This window comes from Fibrobacter sp. (assembly GCA_012523595.1).
Lineage (GTDB): Bacteria > Fibrobacterota > Chitinivibrionia > Chitinivibrionales > Chitinispirillaceae > JAAYIG01.
This window is the reverse complement of the sequence record JAAYIG010000117.1, coordinates 1-23,910: the sequence shown is the minus strand read 5'-3', so window position 1 is coordinate 23,910 and position 23,910 is coordinate 1. Positions and strand designations below refer to the sequence as shown.

The 23,910-nt window shown below is 40.5% G+C and carries 20 protein-coding genes; 13 read left to right on the top strand and 7 right to left on the bottom strand.

All coding sequences use genetic code 11. The features are described 5' to 3' along the window. Positions 1-5: 5 nt before the first annotated feature. Positions 6-1,136 (bottom strand): hypothetical protein, encoded by a 1,131-nt coding sequence (locus tag GX089_07945; protein ID NLP02410.1) that lies wholly within the window; start codon positions 1,134-1,136, stop codon positions 6-8. 212 nt (positions 1,137-1,348) lie between these two features. Beyond that, positions 1,349-3,811: a hypothetical protein gene (locus GX089_07940; protein NLP02409.1), complete on the bottom strand. Its 2,463-nt coding sequence runs from the start codon at positions 3,809-3,811 to the stop codon at positions 1,349-1,351. Positions 3,812-4,213: 402 nt separating this feature from the next. Between GX089_07940 and GX089_07935 the strand changes: the two genes are divergently transcribed. From GX089_07935 to GX089_07925, 3 genes are all read left to right on the top strand, one after another. Continuing rightward, positions 4,214-5,269 (top strand): hypothetical protein, encoded by a 1,056-nt coding sequence (locus GX089_07935; GenBank protein ID NLP02408.1) that lies wholly within the window; start codon positions 4,214-4,216, stop codon positions 5,267-5,269. A gap of 284 nt (positions 5,270-5,553) precedes the next feature. Continuing rightward, positions 5,554-6,432: a prolipoprotein diacylglyceryl transferase gene (lgt, locus tag GX089_07930; protein NLP02407.1), complete on the top strand. Its 879-nt coding sequence runs from the start codon at positions 5,554-5,556 to the stop codon at positions 6,430-6,432. Between the two features lie 190 nt (positions 6,433-6,622). Then, positions 6,623-7,264, top strand: a complete 642-nt coding sequence (locus tag GX089_07925) for a ComF family protein (protein ID NLP02406.1) — start codon at positions 6,623-6,625, stop codon at positions 7,262-7,264. A gap of 41 nt (positions 7,265-7,305) precedes the next feature. Here the strand turns inward: GX089_07925 and GX089_07920 are convergent, their stop codons facing one another. Further along, positions 7,306-7,794, bottom strand: a complete 489-nt coding sequence (locus tag GX089_07920; protein NLP02405.1) for a YchJ family protein — start codon at positions 7,792-7,794, stop codon at positions 7,306-7,308. Positions 7,795-8,005: 211 nt separating this feature from the next. Here GX089_07920 and pyrF point away from each other — a divergent pair, with 211 nt between their 5' ends. From pyrF to GX089_07900, 4 genes are read left to right on the top strand one after another with little or no spacing between them, the layout of a single operon-like run. After that, the gene (gene pyrF, locus GX089_07915) at positions 8,006-8,719 is read left to right on the top strand and encodes an orotidine-5'-phosphate decarboxylase (protein NLP02404.1); all 714 of its coding nucleotides are present in this window, start codon (positions 8,006-8,008) and stop codon (positions 8,717-8,719) included. Between the two features lie 11 nt (positions 8,720-8,730). Then, on the top strand, positions 8,731-9,966 hold the full coding sequence (locus tag GX089_07910; protein NLP02403.1) for a DUF362 domain-containing protein: 1,236 nt from the start codon (positions 8,731-8,733) through the stop codon (positions 9,964-9,966). Continuing rightward, a complete protein-coding gene (locus GX089_07905) occupies positions 9,966-11,084 on the top strand; it encodes a glycosyltransferase family 4 protein (GenBank protein ID NLP02402.1) in 1,119 nt (372 codons plus the stop codon). Before GX089_07910 ends, GX089_07905 begins: the two co-directional genes overlap by 1 nt. A 39-nt stretch (positions 11,085-11,123) precedes the next feature. Then, on the top strand, positions 11,124-12,551 hold the full coding sequence (locus GX089_07900) for a glycosyltransferase (GenBank protein ID NLP02401.1): 1,428 nt from the start codon (positions 11,124-11,126) through the stop codon (positions 12,549-12,551). Between the two features lie 36 nt (positions 12,552-12,587). Here GX089_07900 and GX089_07895 read toward each other — a convergent pair whose 3' ends face one another. The 3 genes from GX089_07895 to GX089_07885 all read right to left on the bottom strand — a co-directional run bounded on the left by GX089_07895 (position 12,588) and on the right by GX089_07885 (position 15,695). Next, entirely contained in the window at positions 12,588-14,180 is a 1,593-nt protein-coding gene (locus GX089_07895) for a hypothetical protein (protein NLP02400.1), read from the bottom strand. 149 nt (positions 14,181-14,329) lie between these two features. Continuing rightward, entirely contained in the window at positions 14,330-15,052 is a 723-nt protein-coding gene (locus GX089_07890; GenBank protein ID NLP02399.1) for a class I SAM-dependent methyltransferase, read from the bottom strand. 22 nt (positions 15,053-15,074) lie between these two features. Further along, complete coding sequence (locus tag GX089_07885) at positions 15,075-15,695, bottom strand: glycosyltransferase (protein ID NLP02398.1); 621 nt, start codon at positions 15,693-15,695, stop codon at positions 15,075-15,077. 497 nt (positions 15,696-16,192) lie between these two features. Here GX089_07885 and GX089_07880 point away from each other — a divergent pair, with 497 nt between their 5' ends. The 4 genes from GX089_07880 to GX089_07865 all read left to right on the top strand — a co-directional run bounded on the left by GX089_07880 (position 16,193) and on the right by GX089_07865 (position 19,900). Next, positions 16,193-17,299 carry a glycosyltransferase family 4 protein gene (locus tag GX089_07880; protein ID NLP02397.1) on the top strand — a complete coding sequence of 369 codons (1,107 nt, stop codon included), beginning with the start codon at positions 16,193-16,195 and terminating at the stop codon, positions 17,297-17,299. A gap of 1 nt (position 17,300) precedes the next feature. Then, complete coding sequence (locus GX089_07875) at positions 17,301-18,053, top strand: FkbM family methyltransferase (GenBank protein ID NLP02396.1); 753 nt, start codon at positions 17,301-17,303, stop codon at positions 18,051-18,053. A gap of 557 nt (positions 18,054-18,610) precedes the next feature. Continuing rightward, entirely contained in the window at positions 18,611-19,156 is a 546-nt protein-coding gene (locus GX089_07870; GenBank protein NLP02395.1) for a glycosyltransferase family 4 protein, read from the top strand. 24 nt (positions 19,157-19,180) lie between these two features. Next, a complete protein-coding gene (locus tag GX089_07865) occupies positions 19,181-19,900 on the top strand; it encodes a class I SAM-dependent methyltransferase (protein ID NLP02394.1) in 720 nt (239 codons plus the stop codon). 39 nt (positions 19,901-19,939) lie between these two features. Here GX089_07865 and GX089_07860 read toward each other — a convergent pair whose 3' ends face one another. Continuing rightward, positions 19,940-20,896 (bottom strand): glycosyltransferase family 2 protein, encoded by a 957-nt coding sequence (locus GX089_07860; GenBank protein NLP02393.1) that lies wholly within the window; start codon positions 20,894-20,896, stop codon positions 19,940-19,942. 308 nt (positions 20,897-21,204) lie between these two features. Here GX089_07860 and GX089_07855 point away from each other — a divergent pair, with 308 nt between their 5' ends. After that, positions 21,205-22,314, top strand: coding sequence for a glycosyltransferase family 4 protein (locus tag GX089_07855; GenBank protein NLP02392.1), 1,110 nt, complete (start codon positions 21,205-21,207; stop codon positions 22,312-22,314). Further along, complete coding sequence (locus GX089_07850) at positions 22,311-23,594, top strand: flippase (GenBank protein NLP02391.1); 1,284 nt, start codon at positions 22,311-22,313, stop codon at positions 23,592-23,594. Before GX089_07855 ends, GX089_07850 begins: the two co-directional genes overlap by 4 nt. Positions 23,595-23,910: the final 316 nt, after the last annotated feature.

Here is a 23,910-nt window from a genome sequence, read left to right as displayed (position 1 = left end):
CAATTTTACTGTGCGGCCAGCGTTACATCCTGGCCATTTACACCCGTAACAGCCAGACTTCCGCCATCGTCCTTAAGCTTGAAGCCATCCACTTTTGAACAAAAACCGTTCGCGTTTCCTTTATATTGTACATCAACCACCAGTACAGCGTTTTCCCCATTCCAGTTTCTCTCCCTGACAGTGCTTACCCCTGCCAGAGTCTTCAGAGAGTTAATGACTGCTGTTTTATGCTTGAATGCTGAGACTCCGTTTATAGTCACACTTATCGGGACTCCGTTATTAAGCTGGTTCTGCCAATCTTTGATAATGGCATCGAGGAGTTTACCGGCAGCTATCTGGGCTGCTTTATCAATGGCCTGATTACCGGCAGTATTAGGGCTCACATGCACCTTTGCAGCATGTGCGCTTTCCGATCCGATAATCCTGCCTGTTGTACAATTAACTGCTCTAAGTGTAATATCAGCCTGAACAGAAACCATCCCTCCCAGATTTTTGGAAATCTCTTCAGCCTTACGACTCACTGCATTTCCTGTAATGACCACTTCGGCTCCATGTTGCATCCCCAAAGCAACCACAGCCTTTGCATCACCTGCCAACTCTGCCATTTTCTGTTTTGAACTCCTGATACCGGCTACAATACCCGGGTCTACAAGCTCAAACTCGTATGGATCCTTTAGAAACTTCAGCACTGCACTCTCGGCAGACTGATTTGACGGCTCCTCATTACCAATATTGTTTTCACTGATAATAACCATGACTCTTGGCTTTTCCATCGATTCGATCAGTACATGGAACGCAGCCAGGTCCTCCCGCATAGCATTTCTGGAAAGCTGCGCCTTTATTTTGATCTTCACCAGCCCATCTGCTGCTTTTGATTCCGAGATGATATCGTATTTTTTAACTGCTCCTATGGTTTTTGTGACAATCATGTCCCTTTTAACCATAAAATTTTCGACTTCAGTCTGGGAAAGCAAGATTGTTCCTATCCCCTTTTCAATCGCATCCCGCTTCGCCGCCATCAATGCCTCGTCACGATTCACACTCTCCCCGCTTCCCTCCACAATCAGATCCTCCTGTGCGAAAGCAGTGAGGATAACAGCGAAGGAAAACAATACAACTATTTTTAAACGACGCATACTGGCCTCCATTGATTTCAATTTCAGAAATCAAAATACAATATGGAGAGAATCGGGAAGCATATTTGATCGTGCCGGCCTTTTCTTCATCGGGGTCGGAATCGGTATCATCTTTTTTCCGGAAAACTCAAAGGGTTAAATTAAAAAACAGGAATTTTCGATTCCGATGCCGATACCGATTCCGACCCCGAAATGGAAACAGCTAATCGCTGTTACCACCAGAGAATCCCGTGGCTTATTCGATTTTTTCTGTCGTAGAGCACGACTGTATAATGTCCGGGTGAAAGCTTTCTGCCAATTGGAATCACAATCCGGCCCGAATTGTTGAAGGATATTGAATTTGAAGCCATAACACGTTTTCCAGCCACGTTGTACATCTCAATTCCGGAAACATCCCTGTTATCGATCTCAATAACCAGGTTTTTCATCACCTGTGATACTGACACCTGCCACAGTGGTTTTCTGGTCCTCACGTTATTGACAATAGGTGTTACAGCATAAAGGATGTCATTTCCAGGGAGCATACCTTTTTTCAGTTTTAATTTGATATTATCGAGGTAAAGAGTTCCCCTCTGCCCAACCCCCTGGACCTGCCATTGTATCTTCTGAGTTACTTTTAGATCCATAATAGTGGTCGGTGACCAGGAAGGCGGTTTGAGATCTGTAAATCTTACCGTTTCCTCTTTCCAGTTTTTAGAAGCAGGGATTGTCTTGAGATTATAGGCGAAGTTTTTGATGTTTGCTGTGCCGACCATAAAGAGAATATCACTGATTTCACCCTCTGTTTTATAGCTGAAAGAGACACTCTCAAACATGCTCAAGTCAACTGTTCCTGAATCAAGAAAGGTCGTACCCACTCCGGCATACTGATCGATTTCAAACTGTATCTTGATTCCGTAACCAGGATGCCCCTCACCATCGAGAACAAGCAGCGCGGGATCCGAGGGAGTAATTGTGGAACTTCCGCTTGTAGATTTGTCATCAAAGAGGTACCATGATCCTCCAAGCGCATTAACCCCGTTGCCGTTTTCAAAATCATGGAGCAGTAGAGTACTTCCAGGTACAAATGGAAGATCCGGGACACCGGTAATATCAAAAGATGCGGACAAGAAAGAATCCTGGGTCAGAGAATCAACACCTGTGACATCAAGCCTGACATCGACCTTCTCCTTTTTATACCATCCTGCACCGGTAAAAACCACCTGGATAGATTCTGTCATACCACTGAAAATCTCTGTTTTCCCCGACTCCCGCCCTTCAAAAGTCAATGACCATGGGGCACTTCTGTCAAGTCTGGCTGATACCTTGATCTGCTGTTGTGACCGGAGGTCAACTGTCAAGCTGCTGAGTTCAAGAGGGGAGGCAACTGAAATAAGCCCGGAGAGAAGGAAGTTACAAGACGGGTCCTGCATGTCACTTCTGATATCGGGAAACTGGCCAGTAATTGCAGCAAAACCAAGCATTGTAACAGCCTGCCGAACCATAGAAACCTGTTCAGAATCGGTTGATCCGAAATAGAGCTGTGATGAAACAGTACTCCCCATGATTTTCCCCAAAACACGGCTGTTAAGCCCTTTTGTGGAGTAATCAGTATTCTTCGATCCCAGTATCGCACATGACCAGAGGGCCACCTCTTCACAAGTATTGGTGTTTTCACAATACTTGCCCTGATCATCGTACAGCCCCATCTGAAGAAGGATCATTCCTGGATTGGAATTAGAGTACTGCGTAAGAGTAAGCTTTGTATTTTCACAATATGCGATTGCCCGTGGATCATTGAACCACAATGCATCCATGGCAATTCTCCATTGAGCCATAATTCCCGCGTTCTGCATCCCAAGACCTTTATAAGGGTACTTTTTACCCAGTGATGCCTGTCCACCGGTTGTATCTACCCAGTCTGCTGCCTGGCCTTTGTTGTAATGAGGTAGTTTTTGTAAAACAGCATAGCACTTTTCCACAACCGCACTGAAGTCCACTTCTTTCTGATAATTATCGAACACTTTCATCCAGGCAGTGGCAAAATAACCCGGATTGAGATTGCTTATTCCACTGCTGCTCCAGTTATCACCAGGTAAAAGATATCTCTCGTCGGAACACATATTTAGACGAATGGACTTGATAATCTCCAGTGCCCTGCTTTGATATGTGATCCCGTTTTGATTGTACTTTTTCCAGTATCCATACTTCTGAAGTTCATCAGCGAAAACAAGAGCAAGCCCGATATCCAGATCTGCATCTGTAGCAGCACCTTTTCCTGTACAACTATCATCCCAGGACCAGCAGAAATATGACTTCTTATCCTCGCTCCAAAGCAACTGATTTGCCGCTTCGAAGATCTGATTGAATGCAGTCTGGTCATTATTGAGAACGGCAAGAAGCATCCCATAGCCCTGTCCTTTTGATTGAGCCTCTGATGCTGATCCGCTGTTTTTAATCAGGCCATTTGCTGAGATAAAGGTCTGTTTGAAATAAGTCCAGCCATTCTGAAGTTTTCCTCTGGCCAGATCAGGGTCTGATTGTAACAAGGATTTCAGGTCTTCTGAGTAATACCCTGAGAAGTCGTGTCTGGCACTTTTCAGGTATGGAAGATTCCATCCTGCTGCATTCAGGGGTAATAGAAAGAACAAATAAACCAGAACTAAACTGGATAATAATGGGGATTTCGGGTTCATCAATAATCTCTGTTGAGTTAACAGGAGAGCATTCACAGATTTAGTATCTATATAATGTATTAAGGTTCAGGGACTTAGCATAAAGTGGAAGAGTAAAATAGTTTAGGAAAAAGAGAGGGAAAGAAATCCCCCTTTATCCCCCTTAAATAAGGGGGGCGCTTCCAGCGGGGGGATTCTACCACACAAGGTGGGCACAGGCGAGGATATTCAGATTAAGTAAAAGGGAAGTATCACATTCTGCATCTCTTATTATGTCAATACAAAAGGATGGTTCAAGGCCAGAGTCCCCGAATAGTCTATTTCTCCCGGGCATATCAGTATTCTGCATTCTACTGTAACATCTTATGGCGGCATGTAATTTTCTATGTATAATTAAGGTATAAACAATCCAGGAGAGTTGAAATGAAGTATTTAATATCCCTTTCATTAGTGTTGACTACTGTTTTTTACGGGTCTGCAGGGGTTAAAGGGATTGGCCCCACAATAAAACTCAGGCCGGTAAATATCAAAAATGTCTCCTATTCATCTACCGGAAAGTTTTTTGCGGTTCCCAATATGATTACCGCAGGAAGTGTGGGGATATTCACTGTAACCCAGACAGGCCAGATTGCTGCGGTTCCATCCAGACTTTCAGAGCGTGATTTCTCACGCTCTGCCGGGGTTTTTTATTACCATGAAAAAAAAGACGATAGCAGGGTGATGGCATTTCTACCTCTACCTGAGCTTCTTTCCGGCTATTCTGTGACTTTTCTCTCCAAAGGAGATACTCTGGTTGTTGCCGGAGGTGACAAAGTTCTTTTTTTCGAATCTGAAAACTGGAAACAGGTACGTTCTGTTACTATTTCTCAGAATACCACCAGGGCAGTTTTTTCACCTGATGGAAGCACGATGGCAGCTGTGGCTGACGGGAAAATATTTGTACTTGACACCCGCGCCTATTCCCTTCTCTACAAGTTAGATCCCCCGCGAGGATCTCTGTTTGCAGACGTGGCCTTTTCCAACTCCGGATCAAAAATCGCGGCTTTTGAATACAAAAACCTTCTTCTCGATTATCAATCCAGAGTCCGTATCTTTGACAGCCGCACAGGTGTTCTTGACCGTGATCTTCCTTACTTCTCCGATAAACCCGGAACTGTACCCGGAGCCCGTCTCCCTCTTCTTTCTTTCTCTCCGGGAGACAGCGCCATAGCCATTACAATAGAAAAAACATTCATGGGCAAAGTATTGTTAATCAAAAGCAATGACGGGACACTGATAAGGCAGTTTAACGGGTTCTGCCATGCATTCTCGCCGGATGGAACACTGTTTGCCGGAGGTGGGAAAATTTACAATACACAGACCTGGAAAGAACTGGGAAAATATGGAAACTCCGCTGTGTGTGTCACATTTTCACCAACCGAAAGAGTGCTTGTAGTTGTTACACCGGAGCACCTGAAAAGGTACAGGATTGAGGAGTAAATTAAGCGTTGGGAATGTCTGAACTATGAATAGAGATTACTTTAATCAAAAAATCATGCGAATCAAATAAATCACAGTTCAGACATTGTTTTCTAACGAGGAACTGAAAGCAAGGATCGTTTAATCACCAGGCAGACAGTAAACTTGCCAAATACATATAAACTTCAATTTTTACCCACTCTCTCCGGTCCTATCGTATTTTTAATTTTATCCCTTTTTAGTCGTATTCAAAGTTCACGATTCTTATCTCCAACGCCAGACCAGACCTTTAAAGAAAGGCTACTATGCATCCGGTTCTTTTCAAAGTATTCTCTTTTCCCATCCATTCTTATGGTTTCATGCTTGCCTTGTCTTTTCTGCTTGGTATCTGGCTCTCAAGTTACAAGGCTAAAAAAGAAGGGCTTAACCCGGAAACTATCGCCGATATGGGATTCTGGATCATCCTTTCTGCCATAGTCGGTTCACGCCTATACTACGTTTTTCTGCATTTTGAGGAATTCAGAGGAAATTTGATATCCATTTTCAACCCCTTTCAGAACGGGTCAATTGGAATCGGTGGTCTGGTGATGTACGGTGGTTTTATAGGAGCAATTGTCGCCGGGATCCTTTATTTCAAGATTAAAAAGATACCCTTTCTTCCCTATGCAGATGTTTCTGCTCCCAGCGTGGGAATAGGTATTTTTCTGACCAGAATCGGTTGTTTCCTTAATGGCTGCTGCTACGGGGCATCAAATACCGGTTCACTTGGTGTAAGTTTCCCCCTTGAGAGTCCTGCCGGTGTTTACCAGCAACATATACACGCATCCGGACTACATGCCTCGCAGCTTTACGAATCGGCAGGAGGTCTATTAATTGCAATTATTCTCCTCCTTCTTTCCAGAAAAAAGCTCTTCACAGGGTTCCAATTCTACCTTTTGGGCCTTTTCTACTCGGTTCTCCGCTTTATCGTGGATTTCAGCCGTTATTACGGTACCGATGAGAAGTTGGGACCTCTGAGCCACAACCAGGTTGTGTGTATCGTGCTTTTCATCCTTTTTTCATCATTAATACTGAAAAATTACCTCTTCAGAGATGAGCCAGCGGCAAAGCCAGCAGGCACAGTCGGAACTGTGCAGGAAAACTCCGACACAGAGGAGAAGTTACCGGAAACTGTCTCAAAATAATCTTTTAAACCTTTTGGATAATCCACAGGGTTTCTTTTGTTCTTTAGTCAACATTTCATGACAAAATAACATGTATAAAGAGATCCTCAATTCGATTCTCAGTCGTTTTGAGGATTTTATTTTTCCTCCACTGTGTATAATTTGTGATAAGCCCCGTTCTCTTCATAGCAAATGGCTCTGTGAGGGATGTTTGAACCATCTACTTGACAACAACAAAAAACGGATTCGTTGTCCCAGATGTTCCCAGAACAGAACACTTAGAGATTGTGCCTGTGAAATGGTGTGGGATTATCCTTTCGAGAGTATCTATTCGTTTCTTGACTACGATGATACCGTTCAGGGAATCATGCGTCATGTTAAGTACGGCGGGAAAAAGAAACTGGCTCATTATATCGGTGCCCTCTTTTCCGGAACTGTTCCGGAGTCGGTTCTTGAGGGAGTAGATATCGTTACAGCCATCCCGCTCCACTGGCTCCGCAGGAGGAAGCGTGGGTACAATCAGGCTGAGTGGCTGGCAAGAGGATTGATTTCAGGACTATCAGCACAACAACAAAAGCACAATGGACACAGAACAGAAATCATTCCTCTTTTTGATATTCTTTTCCGGAAAAGGCGTACCCGCACTCAGGTCAAACTAGACAGATCTGAGAGGCAAAGCAATGTGAAAGGTGCTTTTTCAGTTGCAAAAGGTAAAGAGGAGATATTGAGGGAAAAAACAGTAATACTCGTTGACGATGTAATAACTACCGGAGCTACTACAGCATCATGCACCGAAGCGCTGTTAGCGGCAGGATGTAAAGGGGTGAGGGTTGTCAGCCTGGCCAGAGATTGAATTCATATCCTCGCCTCATTCCTGCAATCTCTTTGGCAAAATCAACCCGCACAGCATTTTTTGTATTTCTTGCCACTTCCACAGGGACAGGGGTCATTACGGGAGATTTTAGCCTCAGTCCTTATAAAAGGCTTCGGTTTTTGAATCTCACTGTCCTCATAAAACCATTTCCCATCCACCTTTTTAAAAGAGGCTTTTTCATGCAGACTTTGGCGGACTCCATTTTCGGAGAATTGAGCTATGAATTCAACAACTCCTTCTTTATGTTCCGGCCCTCCATCGGTTACCTGTTTTATTTCAAGACCGTACCACTCTGATTCCTGAGACCATTTTCTGATCGCCTTTTCATCGCACTCCTTGCGTTTTTCTTCGATAGTAGAATTAATTATGAAGTCGACAGCCCCGAGCACATAAGCACTGTAACGTGCCCTCATCAGCTTTTCCGCGGTAGGTGCATCCGCACTGCATGTAACAAACTGTTCACAACAGGATTGATAGGATTGCTGCGATCCACAAGGACAGGTTTGCATAAAAAAGGACTCCTGGATTCTTGAATTTAAGCTATAAGGTCTGAAAAAACTATTGAAATAATTAAAGATATGGAAAAATACTCTCGTGTCTGGTCGCATCCCGCATTTTTTTAAATGATATGGACATTATGGTTGTTATCCGATTCAGAACCAGAAACACTGCATTTTCACTATAATTGAATATAAACCTCACATTTACCATTTTTAAGCTATGACAAACAATCGAGATTTCCTGGCGCTGGCGCTGGACAATGTTACATCCAGTGGACAAATTGAAGAGTTAATAGAAAAAACCTCAGAGTGGATTGGTGTTTACAAGATCGGACTGGAGCAGTTTACCCGTTTCGGGCCATCGGTTCTTGATATAATACGAAGGTCCGGACGAAAGATCTTTTTGGATCTCAAATTCCATGATATACCAAACACGGTCGCCAAAGCGGTCAAATCAGCCTGCTCGCTGGGAGTAGATTACCTGACAATCCATACCCAGGGGGGGCTGGAGATGATGAAGGCCGCGGCTGAAAGTGCACGCCAGTCCAGTGACAATCCCCCTAAAATTATTGGTGTCACCCTTCTGACAAGCCTTGGCCCCGATGCTCTCAAGAATGAACTGGCTGTTACCATGGAAGTAAACACCTATGTAAAACATCTGGCCTCCCTTGCAGTTCAGGCTGGAATTGACGGAATCGTATGTTCAGCGGCCGATCTCCCCTCTGTCAAACCTGATCTTCCAGCACATTTCCATGTAATAACCCCCGGTATTCGCCCTGCCGGCGCCGATATCGGTGACCAGAAAAGAGTAGCCACACCCGGAGCAGCAGTTAAAAGCGGTGCTACTCTGCTTGTGGTGGGAAGGCCGATAACCGGTGCTGAAGATCCGGCGAAAGCAGCAGAGGAGATCTGGAAGGAAACAGCCGTTTTCTGAAAGGAGTATCAGTGAAGGCAGATATTTACAAAGCACAGACCTTTACAGAGATTAATGCTGCTGTAAACGCAGTTTTCGATTCTGAAACAGGCCTTCCCGGAGATAAATCTTCCCGAATCGTCATCAAGCCAAACCTTAACAGTAACATGAATGCCCTCACCGGAAACACTACCGATCTGAGGCTTTTGTATTCGGTTATTCTCGCATTGAAAAAAAGAGGATATACAGATATTACTGTTGCTGAAGGGTATGCCGGAGGGTTTCACAGAGAGGGGATAAATGTAATCGAACGGCTTCGTGTTGATAAGTTATGCGATTTGACAGGTGTAAAAATCTTCAATGCCAACTTCGCTGCTGAAACCGAAGATGTAACTTTTGAAAAAGGAACAGTTGCCCGGGTCGCCCGGATTTTTCTCGATAACGATTTCTTTATCAATCTTCCAAAGATAAAAACCCATACTGAAACTGTCCTTTCCTGCTGCTGCAAAAGCCTGATCGGATGTCTTGCAGGTCAGCAGAATAAAAAAAAGGTACATGAGAGCCTTTTTAAAAACATTATTCATCTCAACAACAGAATAAAACCGCATCTGTATATTGTTGACGGGATCATTTCGATGGAGGGTAACGGACCTACTACCGGCACTCCGAAAAAAACAGGAATTATCCTGGCTGGTAATGATCCTTTCAGGATCGACCTGGTTGTAAGCAGGATCATCGGTATAGAAGATCATAACAGGGTTCCTGTGCTGAAAAAGGCATCCGTCCAGGGATTGATATCTGAAGAGATGCTTAAAGAATCTTTCCTGAAAGATGATTTACATCCATGCAACCTGAAGCTGCCATCCCTGTCACTTACTCAAAGGCTTGTAACAGATCAGCGATGGCAGAAGTATCTTCAAAAGATCCGCCATGCTCCAGTAATAGAGCAAATCTGTTCACTGCAGGCTGTAAGAAAATTAATGTTCAACCTGAAATTGACACAGGAGGTTTTTAAGAAGGAAGAACCTGCAATAGAATCGATTTCAGTTAACAAATCCAGATGTATATCATGCGGTAAATGCAGGGATTACTGCCCGACAGGCCTGTCTCCTTTTGAGTGTGAAACCGTATCTGAAAACAAAAACTGTATTAAATGCCTGTACTGCTATTCTGTCTGCCCGACAATGGCAATGAATTTTAAGGGTTCATTGGGCTTTTTCGAGGAGCAAGAGAAGCAGTACGGGAAACTAATCAGGGATCTTCTCTAATGGTAATAGGGATTAATGCCTCGGCTTTGAGTAAACGGAAAGGCGGAGCCTCGTTTTACATTCTGAATATTACAAAAGCTTTTGCTGATATCGACAATCAAAACTGCTATTATATCTTCATATCTAAGGCAATGGAAAGCCTGTTCGGCTCTCTCCCCCCGAATTTCAAATTGATACCTGCTGCTCCATCCAGTGTTTTTCATAGATTGATATGGGAGCAACTTGCATTGCCATTTCTCTGTAAAAAATACAAAATTGATACCTTGTTCTCGCCAAATTATACCTGTCCATTGTTTCTACCCGGAATCAGATCAGTTGTCACTATTCACGACCTGAGTTTTTTTCCTTTGGAAAAGCTGTATCCATTATCGAGGCGCCTGTTCAAGCCGATTATTCATTTATCCATCAGAGCATCTGATACAGTAATCGCCGTTTCCGAATTCACTAAAAAAGACATTTTGCGATACATTGGTCCTTTTGAACACAAGATTAAAGTAATTTATGAGGCAGCCGATCAAAGATTCAATGGTCCGGCCTCTCAAAAATTGATCGATGAGATAAAATCCTTTTATAAAATACCGGGGAAGTATATTTTATTTACAGGTTTTCTGGAACCGCGGAAAAATCTTGAACGACTGCTTCAGGCATTCGCAACAGTACGTAAAGAGATCGGCCATTATCTGGTTATTTCCGGAGGAGAGGGATGGTGGTATGATACCACTTACCAGAAAGTAAAGGATCTTGGCCTGGAGAAAGATGTCATTTTTACAGGTTATGTTTCAGATGACCATCTCCCCGCACTTTACAGCGGGGCCACTTTGTTTGCTTTTCCCAGTTTGTATGAGGGTTTCGGTATTGCTGCTCTTGAATCCATCTGTTGTGGAACACCTGTGTTAGCCTCAAACAATACCGCTCTTCCGGAAGTGGTTTGTGATGCCGGAATACTTGTAGATCCTTATGATGTAAAAAGCATAGAGAGTGGTATTCTTCAGTTATCTTTATCGGAAGAAAAGCGAAAAAAGCTCATTGGTAATTGTCAAAAAATAAAATCGAAATTCAACTGGCATAAGACTTCTTCCCAGACTCTTGAAGTTCTATCAAACAGAAAATGCCAGTAAAAATCCAGCCTACCTTTGAAACAGGGCAAAGATGTGAAAATGAACCAAAGTTATGAATTGCACAAAAAAGCACGAGTAACCCACTGGGAGAATACCTTCAGTAAAAACAGGAAATACCCATTCAGCAAATACTATCACAGCAGACTTTCACAGGTGTACAAATTCATTATTCCCCCCGGGTCCTGTGTACTGGAATTCGGTTGTGGAAACGGACGACTCCTTGGGTCTCTAAATCCCAGCAGAGGAGTAGGAGTAGATTTCTCAGCAGAGGCTGTTAAACTTGCCCGTGCTGCGTATCCTCATCTGGAGTTTCATACAGCCGACATTCATGAGTGGGAGACAACCGAGAAATTCGATTATATCCTACTTTCCGATATTGTCAATGATTTGTGGAATGTACAGAAAGTTCTGGAAAAAACAATTAATTTATGCAAGCCTTCTACCCGGGTTATAATTAATACTTATAGTAAAGTGTGGGATATACCCCTATCCATAGCATCCTCCTGCAGACTGGCTACGCCGGTTCTGAAGCAGAACTGGCTTACTCCTGACGACATCCGCAACCTACTTCACCTCTCCGGGTATGAAACTCTGCGCTGCTGGAGAGAGATTCTCTTTCCCATTTATTTCCCCATCCTGACCTCGGTATTTAACAAATGGATTGCCAGGTTATGGCCTTTCAATAATTTTTGCCTCACAAATTTCATAGTTGCCCGCCCCCTTTTATCTGATTCGATCAGAAAAAATCCGCCTAAAGTCTCAATTATAGTTCCGGCCCGGAATGAAGCTGGTAATATCGATAATATTTTAAAGCGAGTACCGGAACTTGGAAGTGGAACTGAGATAGTTTTCGTAGAGGGTAATTCTACTGATAATACCTATGAGGCAATTAAAAGCGCTCTCGAAAACTATCCCCACAGAGAGTGTCAATTACATAGTCAGAGCGGAAAAGGTAAAGGTGATGCAGTACGGTTGGGATTTGAAAAAGCCACTGGTGATCTTCTTATGATACTGGATGCAGATTTGACTGTTGAACCGGAGGAGCTTGGAAAATTTTACACAGCCATAGTATCAGGTAAAGCTGAATTCGCCAATGGGGTACGGCTTGTTTATCCTATGCAGGACAGGGCAATGAGGTTTTTTAATCTCCTGGGGAATAAATTCTTCAGCGTGTTCTTTTCATGGCTTCTCGGCCAGCCGGTAAAAGACACACTCTGTGGAACTAAAGTTTTATACAAATCCGATTATGAGAAGATCCGTAACAACCGTTCCTATTTCGGTGACTTTGATCCTTTCGGTGATTTCGACCTGCTCTTTGGTGCATCAAAGCTTAATATGCGGATAGTTGACATTCCCATCCGCTATGCTGAAAGATCTTACGGAACTACAAACATCAGCCGATGGAAACATGGCTTCCTGCTTTTGCGCATGGCTGCCATTGCCAGTAAAAGGCTGAAATTTATGTAATCAGAAGCAAGCGTTTCAATAACCATCAATTGAGTCTTACATTTGAACAGTCTCATTTTTCCTGGGTTTTAAACGGAGATAAGTCCAGCTCTCGACTCCATTCTCAGAACCGAATGAAACAGGATCGAAGTAATATCGATCATCGATGATCTCGAGATATTGCGATAGATATTGCCCATGAAATATCATTCCATCATATTCTGGCCCGCTTTCAATTGATCTTTTCACATCAGCAAGCCCTTCATCATGTGAGTAAATTTCAGCGGTAAAACTATCTACTTTTATCGATGGATAATAATGACGGATTATAGGTATCATGTAGCGTACCGAAAGCAGATTGCGGGGTTGCTCAGATTCAAGAAAACGGATTATTTCTGTTTTTGGCGATAAAATGTTTTTTTGTTCAGGGAATAATTTACATGTTAAATAGTAAATCTGTAGAATACACATCAGGGATAATAATCCGGTTTTATAAAAAGATCTTAAACCCGGAAGCGTTGAAAGAGCGATACCAAAAGTTATGATCCCTGTAACTACAAAAGTCACAGTATATGTTGGATTGAGACTCTGATTGCGTAAAGTAGTTAATAATACCAGTGTCATGTAGAAAACCGGTGGGAAAAACAAGTATTGTCTTTTTCTGAGTAAAATGAGTAATCCAAGTGACAGACCGGAAAAAGAGATTCCCATATCAAATGGTAAAGCACTGAACCTGCTTATCCAATATTTCCATACGGGCATTGGTGAAAACGCCGATCCTCTGAAAACCATAAAATACGCCTGGGTCATATAACTCTTAATTAGAGAGAATTTAAGAAGTGATGCAGGCCATAAGATAAAGATCACCCCGAGCCAGATTATCATTGACACAATAAAAATACGCAAAATTTTCCGGAATCCCACCTTTCGCTTCATTTCTGCAAACAAAAGGCTTGATACCCATGTCACCATCATTAATACCGCGTATTCATTACTTAAAAAAACTACACCCATTATTCCGGCACTGATATGGTAATACATCACTTTACCGCTTTGTACCGCCTTTATGAGCACAAACAGACAGCCGATACAAGCCAGAGTGAAAACACCATGTGTTGAAAGGATGGCTGTTGAGAAATACAAAGAAGTACTGCCGAGAACACAAAGAGCAGTAAGAAAAAAAGTTGTAATACTGTTAGAATAACCCAGGAGAAACAAAAAGCCTGCAAAAACAGTGATAGCGCAAAAAAGCTGCACCATTAAGGAATACATTCTAATCAGATGATCTTGATTTTTATGTATCCATTTACCTGTTACCAGGTAGTAAAAGTATAAGGGACCGTGCCAATGTCTATAAACTGAAATATCATCGGCTGAGCGGATAATCCTGGACAATTCGGTTTTTGATTTCTGGCTGGTTATTGCTGAAAAACCAAGTTTTAGAAACTGCGTAAATGGAAGTGTTCCGGAATCCATGTAGTTGGCAATAAAACCCTTCCGCACAACATATACATAATCTGCTTCATCCTCATATAAACAGATCTCAGGAAGGCTGTTTGCAAAAAAAAAAATAACACAGAATAAAACTACAAGTATCAGATTCAGTGAGATTATCAGAATTTTTCGTTTGGGAAATACTCCAAAAAGCATGATTTCCTCCCATCATCTGCAGAATTCTTATATTTGACAAATTATATTCTGGAGCTAGCCTTTTGCAACGCCCGCAACGATGAATGAGGAGCGTTAAGAAGTGCCTCAACTAGTGATATAAAAGGGTCAATCCAGGAATGGATAAAGATTTACTTTATCATCATGGTAATGTTTGTTCTTGCTGTTCCAATACCAGGAAGCAATCTCAAGGCAAGTTTAAGAATACCAATAAAGCTCCCGCGGGAAAAAAACGGCAGGATTTCTATTGGTTTGTTATTCTGCCGTAAATAGACTTTCATTTTTCTGAATCCGGCATTACGTCCAAGTTTTATTATCAATGAAGGGGGCATATCCTTTTCAGTTACACCCATTTTTTCTACCACTCGAATGGTTTGTTCCAGCTTTGAATGTCCTTTACCCGGTTCAACAGTAAGACAAATACCGCCTGGCTTAAGAGCTTTGAAAACCGAATTAATTGCAGCCTGAGGATCTACTGCATGGTGCAATGAATCGAAAAACACCGCATAATCGAACTCCTCATTCAGTTTTAGCTGCTCATAATCTGACAAGATAAATCTCAGTTTATCGACATTGTAAAGAGATCTGTTCTTTTCAGCAAGTTTGAGCATATCTTCAGAAATATCCTGAGCAGTAACATCATAGCCTCTTTTGGCAAAAAACACACTGGTCCAGCATGATCCGGCACCCAGGTCTAAGAGTTTACCAGGAGGAGGAGGCAGAAGTGAAATTATTTGACCTATATCTATCAGATAATTTCCACAGTTAAGGTCCGAAAAAGGCTTGTTAAGCGCATGTATCTGACCATCTCCTCCAAGATTCTTTAAATACATTATTTCTGCAATTTTTGTCATAATAAACCTCAAAGATTGACAGTCACACCTGAAAACTTTTGAAAATCTCAGTAGCCTTTTCTACAAAAGCAGACCTGTCGATAAATGATTTGAACTTCCTGTAATTATTCTCTGAAAATGTATTCCGCAATTCCTGGTTATTAATGATCTTTAAAATTGCTTTTGAAATAGCATCCGGATCTTCTGGATCACAGAGGATACCATTTTTCCCATTTTCAACAATTTCCGGCACAGCCCCTGTATTTGAAGCAACGATAGGCAAACCGTATTTCATTGCCTCTGCATATACAATTCCGAAACCCTCCATTCGGGATACCAGAATGAACAAACTGCTTCCATTATATAAATTAGCCAACTGCTCAGAGCTGACCCTCCCATGGAAATGGACCTTCTCACCCAGTTTTAACTCTCTAATAAGGTTCTGAAGATAGCATCTGTACTGCTCAGATACACACTGGCCTGCAATATCAAAGCGAAAACTACAATTCAATGTACCTAATGCCCTGAGAACCGTATCTACATTTTTCCTGTACTCTATATTACCGACAAGAAGGAAACGATTTTCTTCCGAAAATCTCCTGGAGACTTCAGCATCTTCTTCACGGCTCTGTTTTACATACGGCTGGAGAATTACGTTGGGCACAGTCTTATTACTGACGCGGATAAAATTATGTAAACTAAAAGTACTCAATGTAATTAAAAAATCGCATTGTCTGGAAACAAACCTTTCGACATTATACTGGATCGTCCTTTTGAGAGATCTCTTTTTAAAGGAGTAATTGTAATGGAATAATACACCAACAACCTTCATTTTTTTTAAGAATCTTGCAACCGGGACAGATAAAAAATACCGGAAGTGGAAATCAAGATCGATCATTAATATTGAATTTTTATCTGCTTTCAGAATTTTAAGGCAATGGATTATATTCATTAAGGGGATTGTTTTTAATATCCAGGGAAGATTTACTGCTTCCCATATCTGGACTTTGAATCCGGCAGCACTGGCACCTTCCAGAAGAGCCTGAACGTACTTTTCCCCTCCAGTAAGAGGGTTTTTTATTCTGTTGGTAGTAAAATAGAGAGTCAAAATAAACCTGTAATGATGAAAGTGTTTATTGAAAAATACTTTTTGCCCTGGAAATGAGAATCGGAATAGATATACGAATACTGTCTGCTGGTTTTTCTGGTATTCCAAACTATCTCAGGAATATACTGGATAATCTTCAGACAATCGACAGTACTAACAGTTATTTTCTTTTTGAATATGCCGGCTGCGACTATCATCTGTTTAATGAAAAATGGTCAAAAATTACTGTGCGAAAAAACGTTCATGCAATTGTAGCAACCCAGTTATTTATTCCTTCCCAGATTAAAAAGCTCAGACTAGACGTTTTTCTTGCTTCGGATTATGTTGCCCCTCTCCTTGTTCCAAAAGAAGTCAAAGTATTCACATTTGTTTACGACCTGACATTTGTTCATTATCCTGAAACCATGGACTGGAAAAGGCTCCTGGTCAGTAAATTATTTACACCTCTTTCGATGACCAGGTCGAAATATGTAATCACTATTTCTGATTTCATTAAGAATGATATTTTACGCTCTTTTCCGAAATTATCACCAGGAAAAATAAAGGTAATCAGTTGCGGTGCCCCGCATCGATGGGAGCTACCTTCGAAATATGATTCACAAAACAGAGATGAATACCTGCTGTTTGTGGGTAACCTTGAGCCACGGAAAAATTTAATCAATCTGGTAAAGGCACTCGAATTAATCAAATCCGGAAATGGTAAGGATATTTCATTACATGTTGTTGGTCTCAATGGTTGGAAATATCAGAGAACTAATGAATACATCAGAAAAAGCTCTGTAAGGGAAACCATAGTTTTTAAGGGTTTCATCAGCGAAAAAGAGCTTCAGAAGGAATACTTGTACTGCAAAGCATTTCTGTTCCCATCTATATACGAAGGATTCGGGATTCCTGTTCTGGAAGCACTCTCACTCGATTGCATGGTCTTGACATCCAAAGGCTCTGTAATGCAGGAGATTGCCCAGGATGCAGCCCTTTATTTTGATCCTCAGAGCCCGAATTCTATATCTGAGGCAATTATGTCCATTTATAATTCTGATTTTGACAGGAATAAGTATACTAAAAACAAAGAAAAGGTAATAAGCAAATTCTCATGGAAAAACGCTGCAAAGGATTTACTTTGTTTAATAAACGATGAAAGGTCAACAAAATTCGATTAATATGAAAAAGATTAGATCAATACTCAGGATAATATCTGCCCATTTAATACCCAAAATAGCATATCCAGTTATTCGTGGTCCTCTATTCGGCCTGAAATTTATACACGGTGCCGCTTCAGGTGAAGGAGGAGGTGCTACGATATTTTTCGGCCTTGTTGAACCAAAGCAGACCGAGGCATTTAAAAGCGCACTGAAAGACGGTTTTATAGTTTTCGATGTGGGTGCAAACATAGGGTATTACACATTATTAGGGTCTCGAATAATCGGGAAAAATGGGAAAATTTTTGCATTCGAACCATCAATAAGAAATATTGAATATCTGGCTAAACATATACGCATCAATAAAATTACAAACGCAATGATAATCCCTGCAGCCTGTTCAGATAACACCTCAATTTCTCTTTTTAATAACACTCCCGATTGCGCTTTAGGCCATCTGCTTGAAAACACAGAATCTTCTGAAACGAAATTTGACATCGTGCCTACTTTGACAATAGATAGCGTTGTACAAACAACCGGTGTTTTCCCTGATATTGTTAAAATTGACGTAGAAGGAGCTGAGTTAAAAGTACTGCACGGAAGCAAATCGCTTCTACAAAAAAATCATCCTGTAATCTTACTTTCAGTACACTCCAGCGAGTTACGGATATCCTGTTTGGAATACTTGTCACAGTTCGGTTATTCAGCAGTACCCTTGGATACCAGCGAGAGCGGAGAACCATTCGAATATATGCTATCCTGCAGTGGCAAGTAATCCTGAAATATATGGAGTTTTAGTTGCGAATCGGTATTGTTATAAGAAATATCACAGGTCCTCTTACTGGTGTTGGGCGGTTTATTACAAGTGTTTTAGATGCCTTGCAAAAAATAGACCCGGACAACACCTATTTCATTTTTGAGAAAAATCCTTCAGGTTACGTGCCTGAGAATAAAAACTGGAAAAAAATCAGTGATAAAACTAAAATTCCAGGCTTGCTCTGGTTACAATGTAAAGTACCACTGTACTGTAGACAATATAGAATAGATACCTTATGGGTCCCGGAGCAGATCTGCCCTTTTTTCGGGATGAAAAATGTCAAAATTGTCAGCACAATATATGACCTGGTTTTCATTCATTATCCACAGACCATACATAGTTCCAATCTCCGGATAATGAAACTTTTTATTCCCCCAACTCTTAAGAAATCACACAGAGTCGTAACGATCTCAAATTTCATTAAAGCTGATATAGAGAAACATTTTCCGTTTCTTAAAACAAAAGTTGATCCGGTCTATTGCGGGCATCCTGACTGGAAAGAAGCGTATGGCACAATGGATGTGAAAAGAGGCGAGCACCTTTTATTTGTTGGTAATTATGAACCCAGAAAAAACCTTATTAATATTTTCAAAGCTTTGGAAATTCTTTTACAAAAAGGGAAATTAGTAGCATTACACATTGCCGGCCCTCCGGGCTGGAACAATAAAGAAATTAAAGACTATATCGAAAACAGTCCCGTCAAGGACCAGGTAAAACTTTTAGGATACATTACAGAGCAGCAGCTTAGCAAAGAGTATCAGTTGTGTAAAGCTTTCATTTTCCCCTCTTTATATGAGGGTTTCGGCCTTCCTGTACTTGAGGCACTTCTAATGGAATGTCCGGTTATTACTTCCCAAGGCTCCGTCATGGAGGAAATAGCAGAAGATTCGGTACTTTATTGTGATCCATATAAACCGGAGGATATCGCTGATAAAATATTGGATCTGGACAGATTTATCGCTACTCCTTTTAAAAGCAGATATCAAAAAGTATTATCTAAATATTCATGGGAGAAGACAGCACAACTTCTGTTAAAGACTTTTTCTGGAAAATCTTCATAATACAAACAAGGAGTGCGGATAAAATTGGCTAAACAGGGAGAGCTGGAATATATAAAGAACTTGAAAGATTCCGAAGTTGAGCATGCATTCAACAAACCCTTTTCTGATCCCGAGTGCCCGCGGTACTTATTTGACATGGGTACATTTATGCATATTTTGCCACCACCACCGGCTCGAATTTTAGACCTGGGTGTTGGTACAGGCTGGACCAGTATATTTTTTGCGCTCAGAGGGTATAATGTTACAGGACAAGATATTTCAGAAGATATGATCAATTTAGCGGAAAAAAACAAATCCCGATACAGACTCTCGAATCTGCATTTTTTGTGTTGTGATTATGAATCTATGAATTTCAATGAAGAATTTGATTATGCCCTGTTCTATGACTCTTTGCACCATTCAGTTGATGAGTTTAAAGCCTTGCAAAGCGTTTACAGGGCTTTAAAAAAAGGAGGCATTTGCTTAACGTGTGAACCAGGATATGGTCACAGTAAATCTGAAGGCACCAAAAAAACAATCGAGCGATTTGGTGTAACAGAAAGAGATATGCACCCCAGGATAATAATCAATTCAGCTAAAAAAGCTGGTTTCCGGAAGCATTTTCTTTACAACAGGCTCAAACCACCGATGGTAATTTCAGGAATGGGCATTTTAAATTACATTTTAGATGCATGCAAACAACAAATTAAAGCAGCGCCCGTTGTTTCTACCTACTACACTCAGATTGTAAAGCTGGTCAAGTAACATACTACAGGCTTCATCCGGTCGGAACAGGGCTGCACACTATTTCAGCAGAATTTTTTCATTTAAGAATTTGTTGAACTCAGTTTCCTTTGCCCGAAAAAGAACTGTATTTCTTTTTCTTTCCGATTTGAACATCGAGAAGCCCGTGAAGGAGTCTTTAATTGCGCGAAGATATTGCTTTCCGATTCGTTCTTTAAAAATTTTAATTCTGGCAATTCGTAATTCCCAAAAAAATATCTGGAAAGAATGCCGAAGTAAAGAGGATACCGGAAAAAATTTGTACAGAAACCAGAAACGGTTACGGTGGAAATAATAGTTAAAGGTATTATTCTTTTTTTTAAAACTAGCCCCCTCCTTGTGATAAATTACTGCCTCAGGCACATACAAGCAATTCCATCCTGCCAAAAAAGCACGCATTCCGATATCACAATCTTCATGGTATGCAAAAAATCGTTCGTCAAAACCACCTATAGAATCAAGCATCTCTTTTCTGAAAATTGAAGATGCTCCATTGGCACTGATAACAAACCCGGATTTCATGTGCTCATAGTCCAGTTTTTCTCCAAACCCTCTGGCTCTGAAAAGAAGTGTCTCATCAGGATAATGATAAAGCCCGTTAATTATATCTCTTTTATAATAATCCATCTGACGGCAGCTTATAATCCCTGTTTTTTCATCATTTTCAAACCTTCTCACCGGCTCGTTCAACCAGTCTGAAGCTACACAGGTATCATTATTCAGTGTTACAATGTATTTCCCCTTTGCAGCCGAAAAACCGATATTATTACCTGCTGCAAATCCTGTATTACACTTATTTTGTATCAGGATTACTCTTTTTTTTTGTTTAATAATGTCTACAGATCCGTCTGTTGAAGCATTATCAACCACTATGACTTCAAAATTGGGATAATTTGAAGCTAAAACACTTGAAAGGCACTCATCGATATGTTCTTTCCCGTTCCAGTTAAGTATTACTATAGAAACAAGAGGTGTCATTATTGATTACAATCCTGGTATGATTTTAGGTCGCAGGTTTGAAAAATGCGCGATTTTCTTTGATATACTCTGCCTTCGATCAAAATCCAATCAGAACTCATAATTCAGAGTCTATCCCCGGCAGCCTATTTCTCAGGTAAATTATCTATGAAATCAAGTTACTCTTGAATAAAATACTAAGATTCTAAAAAATAACCTAAATTTTAGGCAGTATCAGATTTTTAATCGGCAATTCTGGCTCATATCAGATAAATAGATTATTTTTTTAAGAAGTGAACTATCTCTGCAATATCTCTTCCTGCGGATTAATGGAAAACAACAAACTTAAAATTAACTTTATAATTCCATTCCATAACAAATCTGGTGGAATCTTAGCTGTCCTTGAATATTATTTAAAGCTCACTGAATTTGGACACGATGTGAAAGTATATTTCCCTTTTATACCTTATTGGAAGAACATACTTCCAGCTACAAGCAGTTTTCCCAGACGACTATTACTTTTCTTCAAAATTTTAGGTTACAACCTGATAAAAAAGCCACGACAAATTGAATGGCACAAAAACAGTGTCAAAATTTTCCCTGTTCCAGTTATAAGTAATCTCTTTATCAGAAATGCTGATATCTGTATGGCCACATCATGGCCCACTGCTTACGATGTATATAAATTGAACAGAAGTAAAGGTGCAAAGTTTTATTTCATTCAAGGTTACGAAATCTGGGATGACAAAAGGTTAGTTGATGCCTCCTTTCGATTACCTTTAAATTTGATCACAATCTCTTCCTGGCTTACAAATCTGTTACGTAATGACATTGGTGTTGAAGTAGAAGCTCAAATTAATAATGGAGTCAGACTTGACAGGTTTTATCCACCTGAGACAAAGAACCAATATCCTCTAACAGTATCGATGCTTTACCATACTTATGTTCCGAAAGGGGCATTTGTGGGACTTAAAGCATTATCCAGGATCAAAAAAAAGTATTCTGAGATACGAATAATTGTATTTGGAATGTTCGATAAACCTGAAATTGATCTGGATTTTGAATATTATCTGAACCCAAGTTATTATCAGCTCCTTAATATTTACCAATCCTCACACATTTTCCTTTTTCCGAGTCAATGTGAAGGATGGGGAATGACACCACTTGAAGCAATGGCATGTAAGTGTGCTGTTGTTGGGACTAAAATTGGGAGCATTGAATCTATTTACAATGGGGATAATGTCGAGCTTATAATTCCTGGAGATGTTGACAGTGCCTTTTGCGGAATTGAATCGTTAATACTTAACCGCGACAAGCTTAATCAAATCGCAGAGGAAGGATTCAAATCGGTTCAAGAATATACCTGGGATAAATCGGCTGTCGAGCTGGAAAAGGCATTTATCAATGCAATGAGCCATCAAAAGAAGAATTTACAGTGATAAAAAAAATTATCATGAGTAATGCCGGACCGCTAGGCATAGCAAAGATCCTGCAGTTATTTATTCCTCTTATAACAGTCCCTTATCTTGCGCGCATAATAGGTGCAGAAGGGCTTGGAAAACTGGCTTTCTCACAAGCGCTAACGACTTATTTCTTTCTTTTCACTGAGCTTGGGATTTCAGTGTATTCCACACGAGAAGTTGCCGTTCATCTTTCTGACAAGCAATACATAAGCAAACTTATGACCAACGCATTTATGATCAAATGCGTATTTACAATTTTCACTTTTTTACTAATCACAATCAGTATTCTTTATTTCCCATTTTTCGCAAATATAAAATTACTTCTGGCAGCTTTTGCACCATCAATACTGTCGAACACATTGATGCCTCACTGGTATTTCCAGGGTCAGCAAAAAATGTGGAGAATTGCTGCTTCAAACCTTATTGGTGCTCTTGTCTATACAGTCGGTATTTTCGTGTTTGTTAAAACACACAGCGATACAATAGTCGTAGTGATAATCACTACTGTTTCAACCTTTTTTTCTTTGGCATACTCACTTTATCTTGTTAAAAAGGATGGCATTTCCTTTCTTTCGCTTTCACTGATAGATATAAATTTTGCATTGACTACTTTAAAAAGAGCTTTTCCCCTTTATCTTTCTACTGTGCTCGGCGCAATTTACACAAATATATATGTGGTTTTCCTGGGATTCGTTGCCAGTGAGAAAACAGTAGGATATTACTCTGCTGCAGAAAGAATCATTAAAGCACTCTTAGGTATTGAGTCTGTATTAGGAATGTCATTTTATCCGCATTTATCCAAAATCTATGCTTACAATCGATCTCGTTTCCTTAAAGAGATTGGAAAAACTTCGCTTGTCACATTGCTTTTTTCGATCATGATCTGTTTAACAGTATTGTTCAGTTCCAGTCTTATAATCAAAGTTATTTACGGTAATGACTTTCAGGATTCTATCTCTATTTTGAGAATTTTATGCTTATTGCTCCCAATCCTTGCAATTAATGATATTGGAGGCACTCAATTCTTTTTACCAATGGAGATGAAATCCAAGTTTCTGATGGCTACATCAATTGGTCTATCTGTATCCGCTTTATCTACGTATTATTTCAGCATGCTTTTTTCCGGTAACGGCACAGCACTGGCGTATTTATCAGCGGAAGTATCGATCTCAATATTTATGGTTTTTTCTATATACAGGACAATTAAGAATAATTTTGCTTCCCTTCAAAACGATTCTCTGAAAACACTGGTCTAACTGAATGGAAAATATCGGAGATGAGTTTTTTGTCAAAAGCAGAATCTGTGATAGGTATCCATGTAAAAGGGCCCTTCAGACATTTCCGGGTGTTTTATTATTGGATAAATTATACTTCAATGTATAACAAAACTAATAGGGAGCGCTATGCCTTCAGAACGCCTTTTGGTTATTGAAGACGATGAAGATATGGAATTGCCCCGAAAAAATGGACACGTGACTAAGCAATTTTCTTCCGTTTGACAGATTCATATTCTGCTGGTGATAAATATCCCAAAGTAGAATGAATCCTTTTGCAATTGTAAAAACCTTCGAT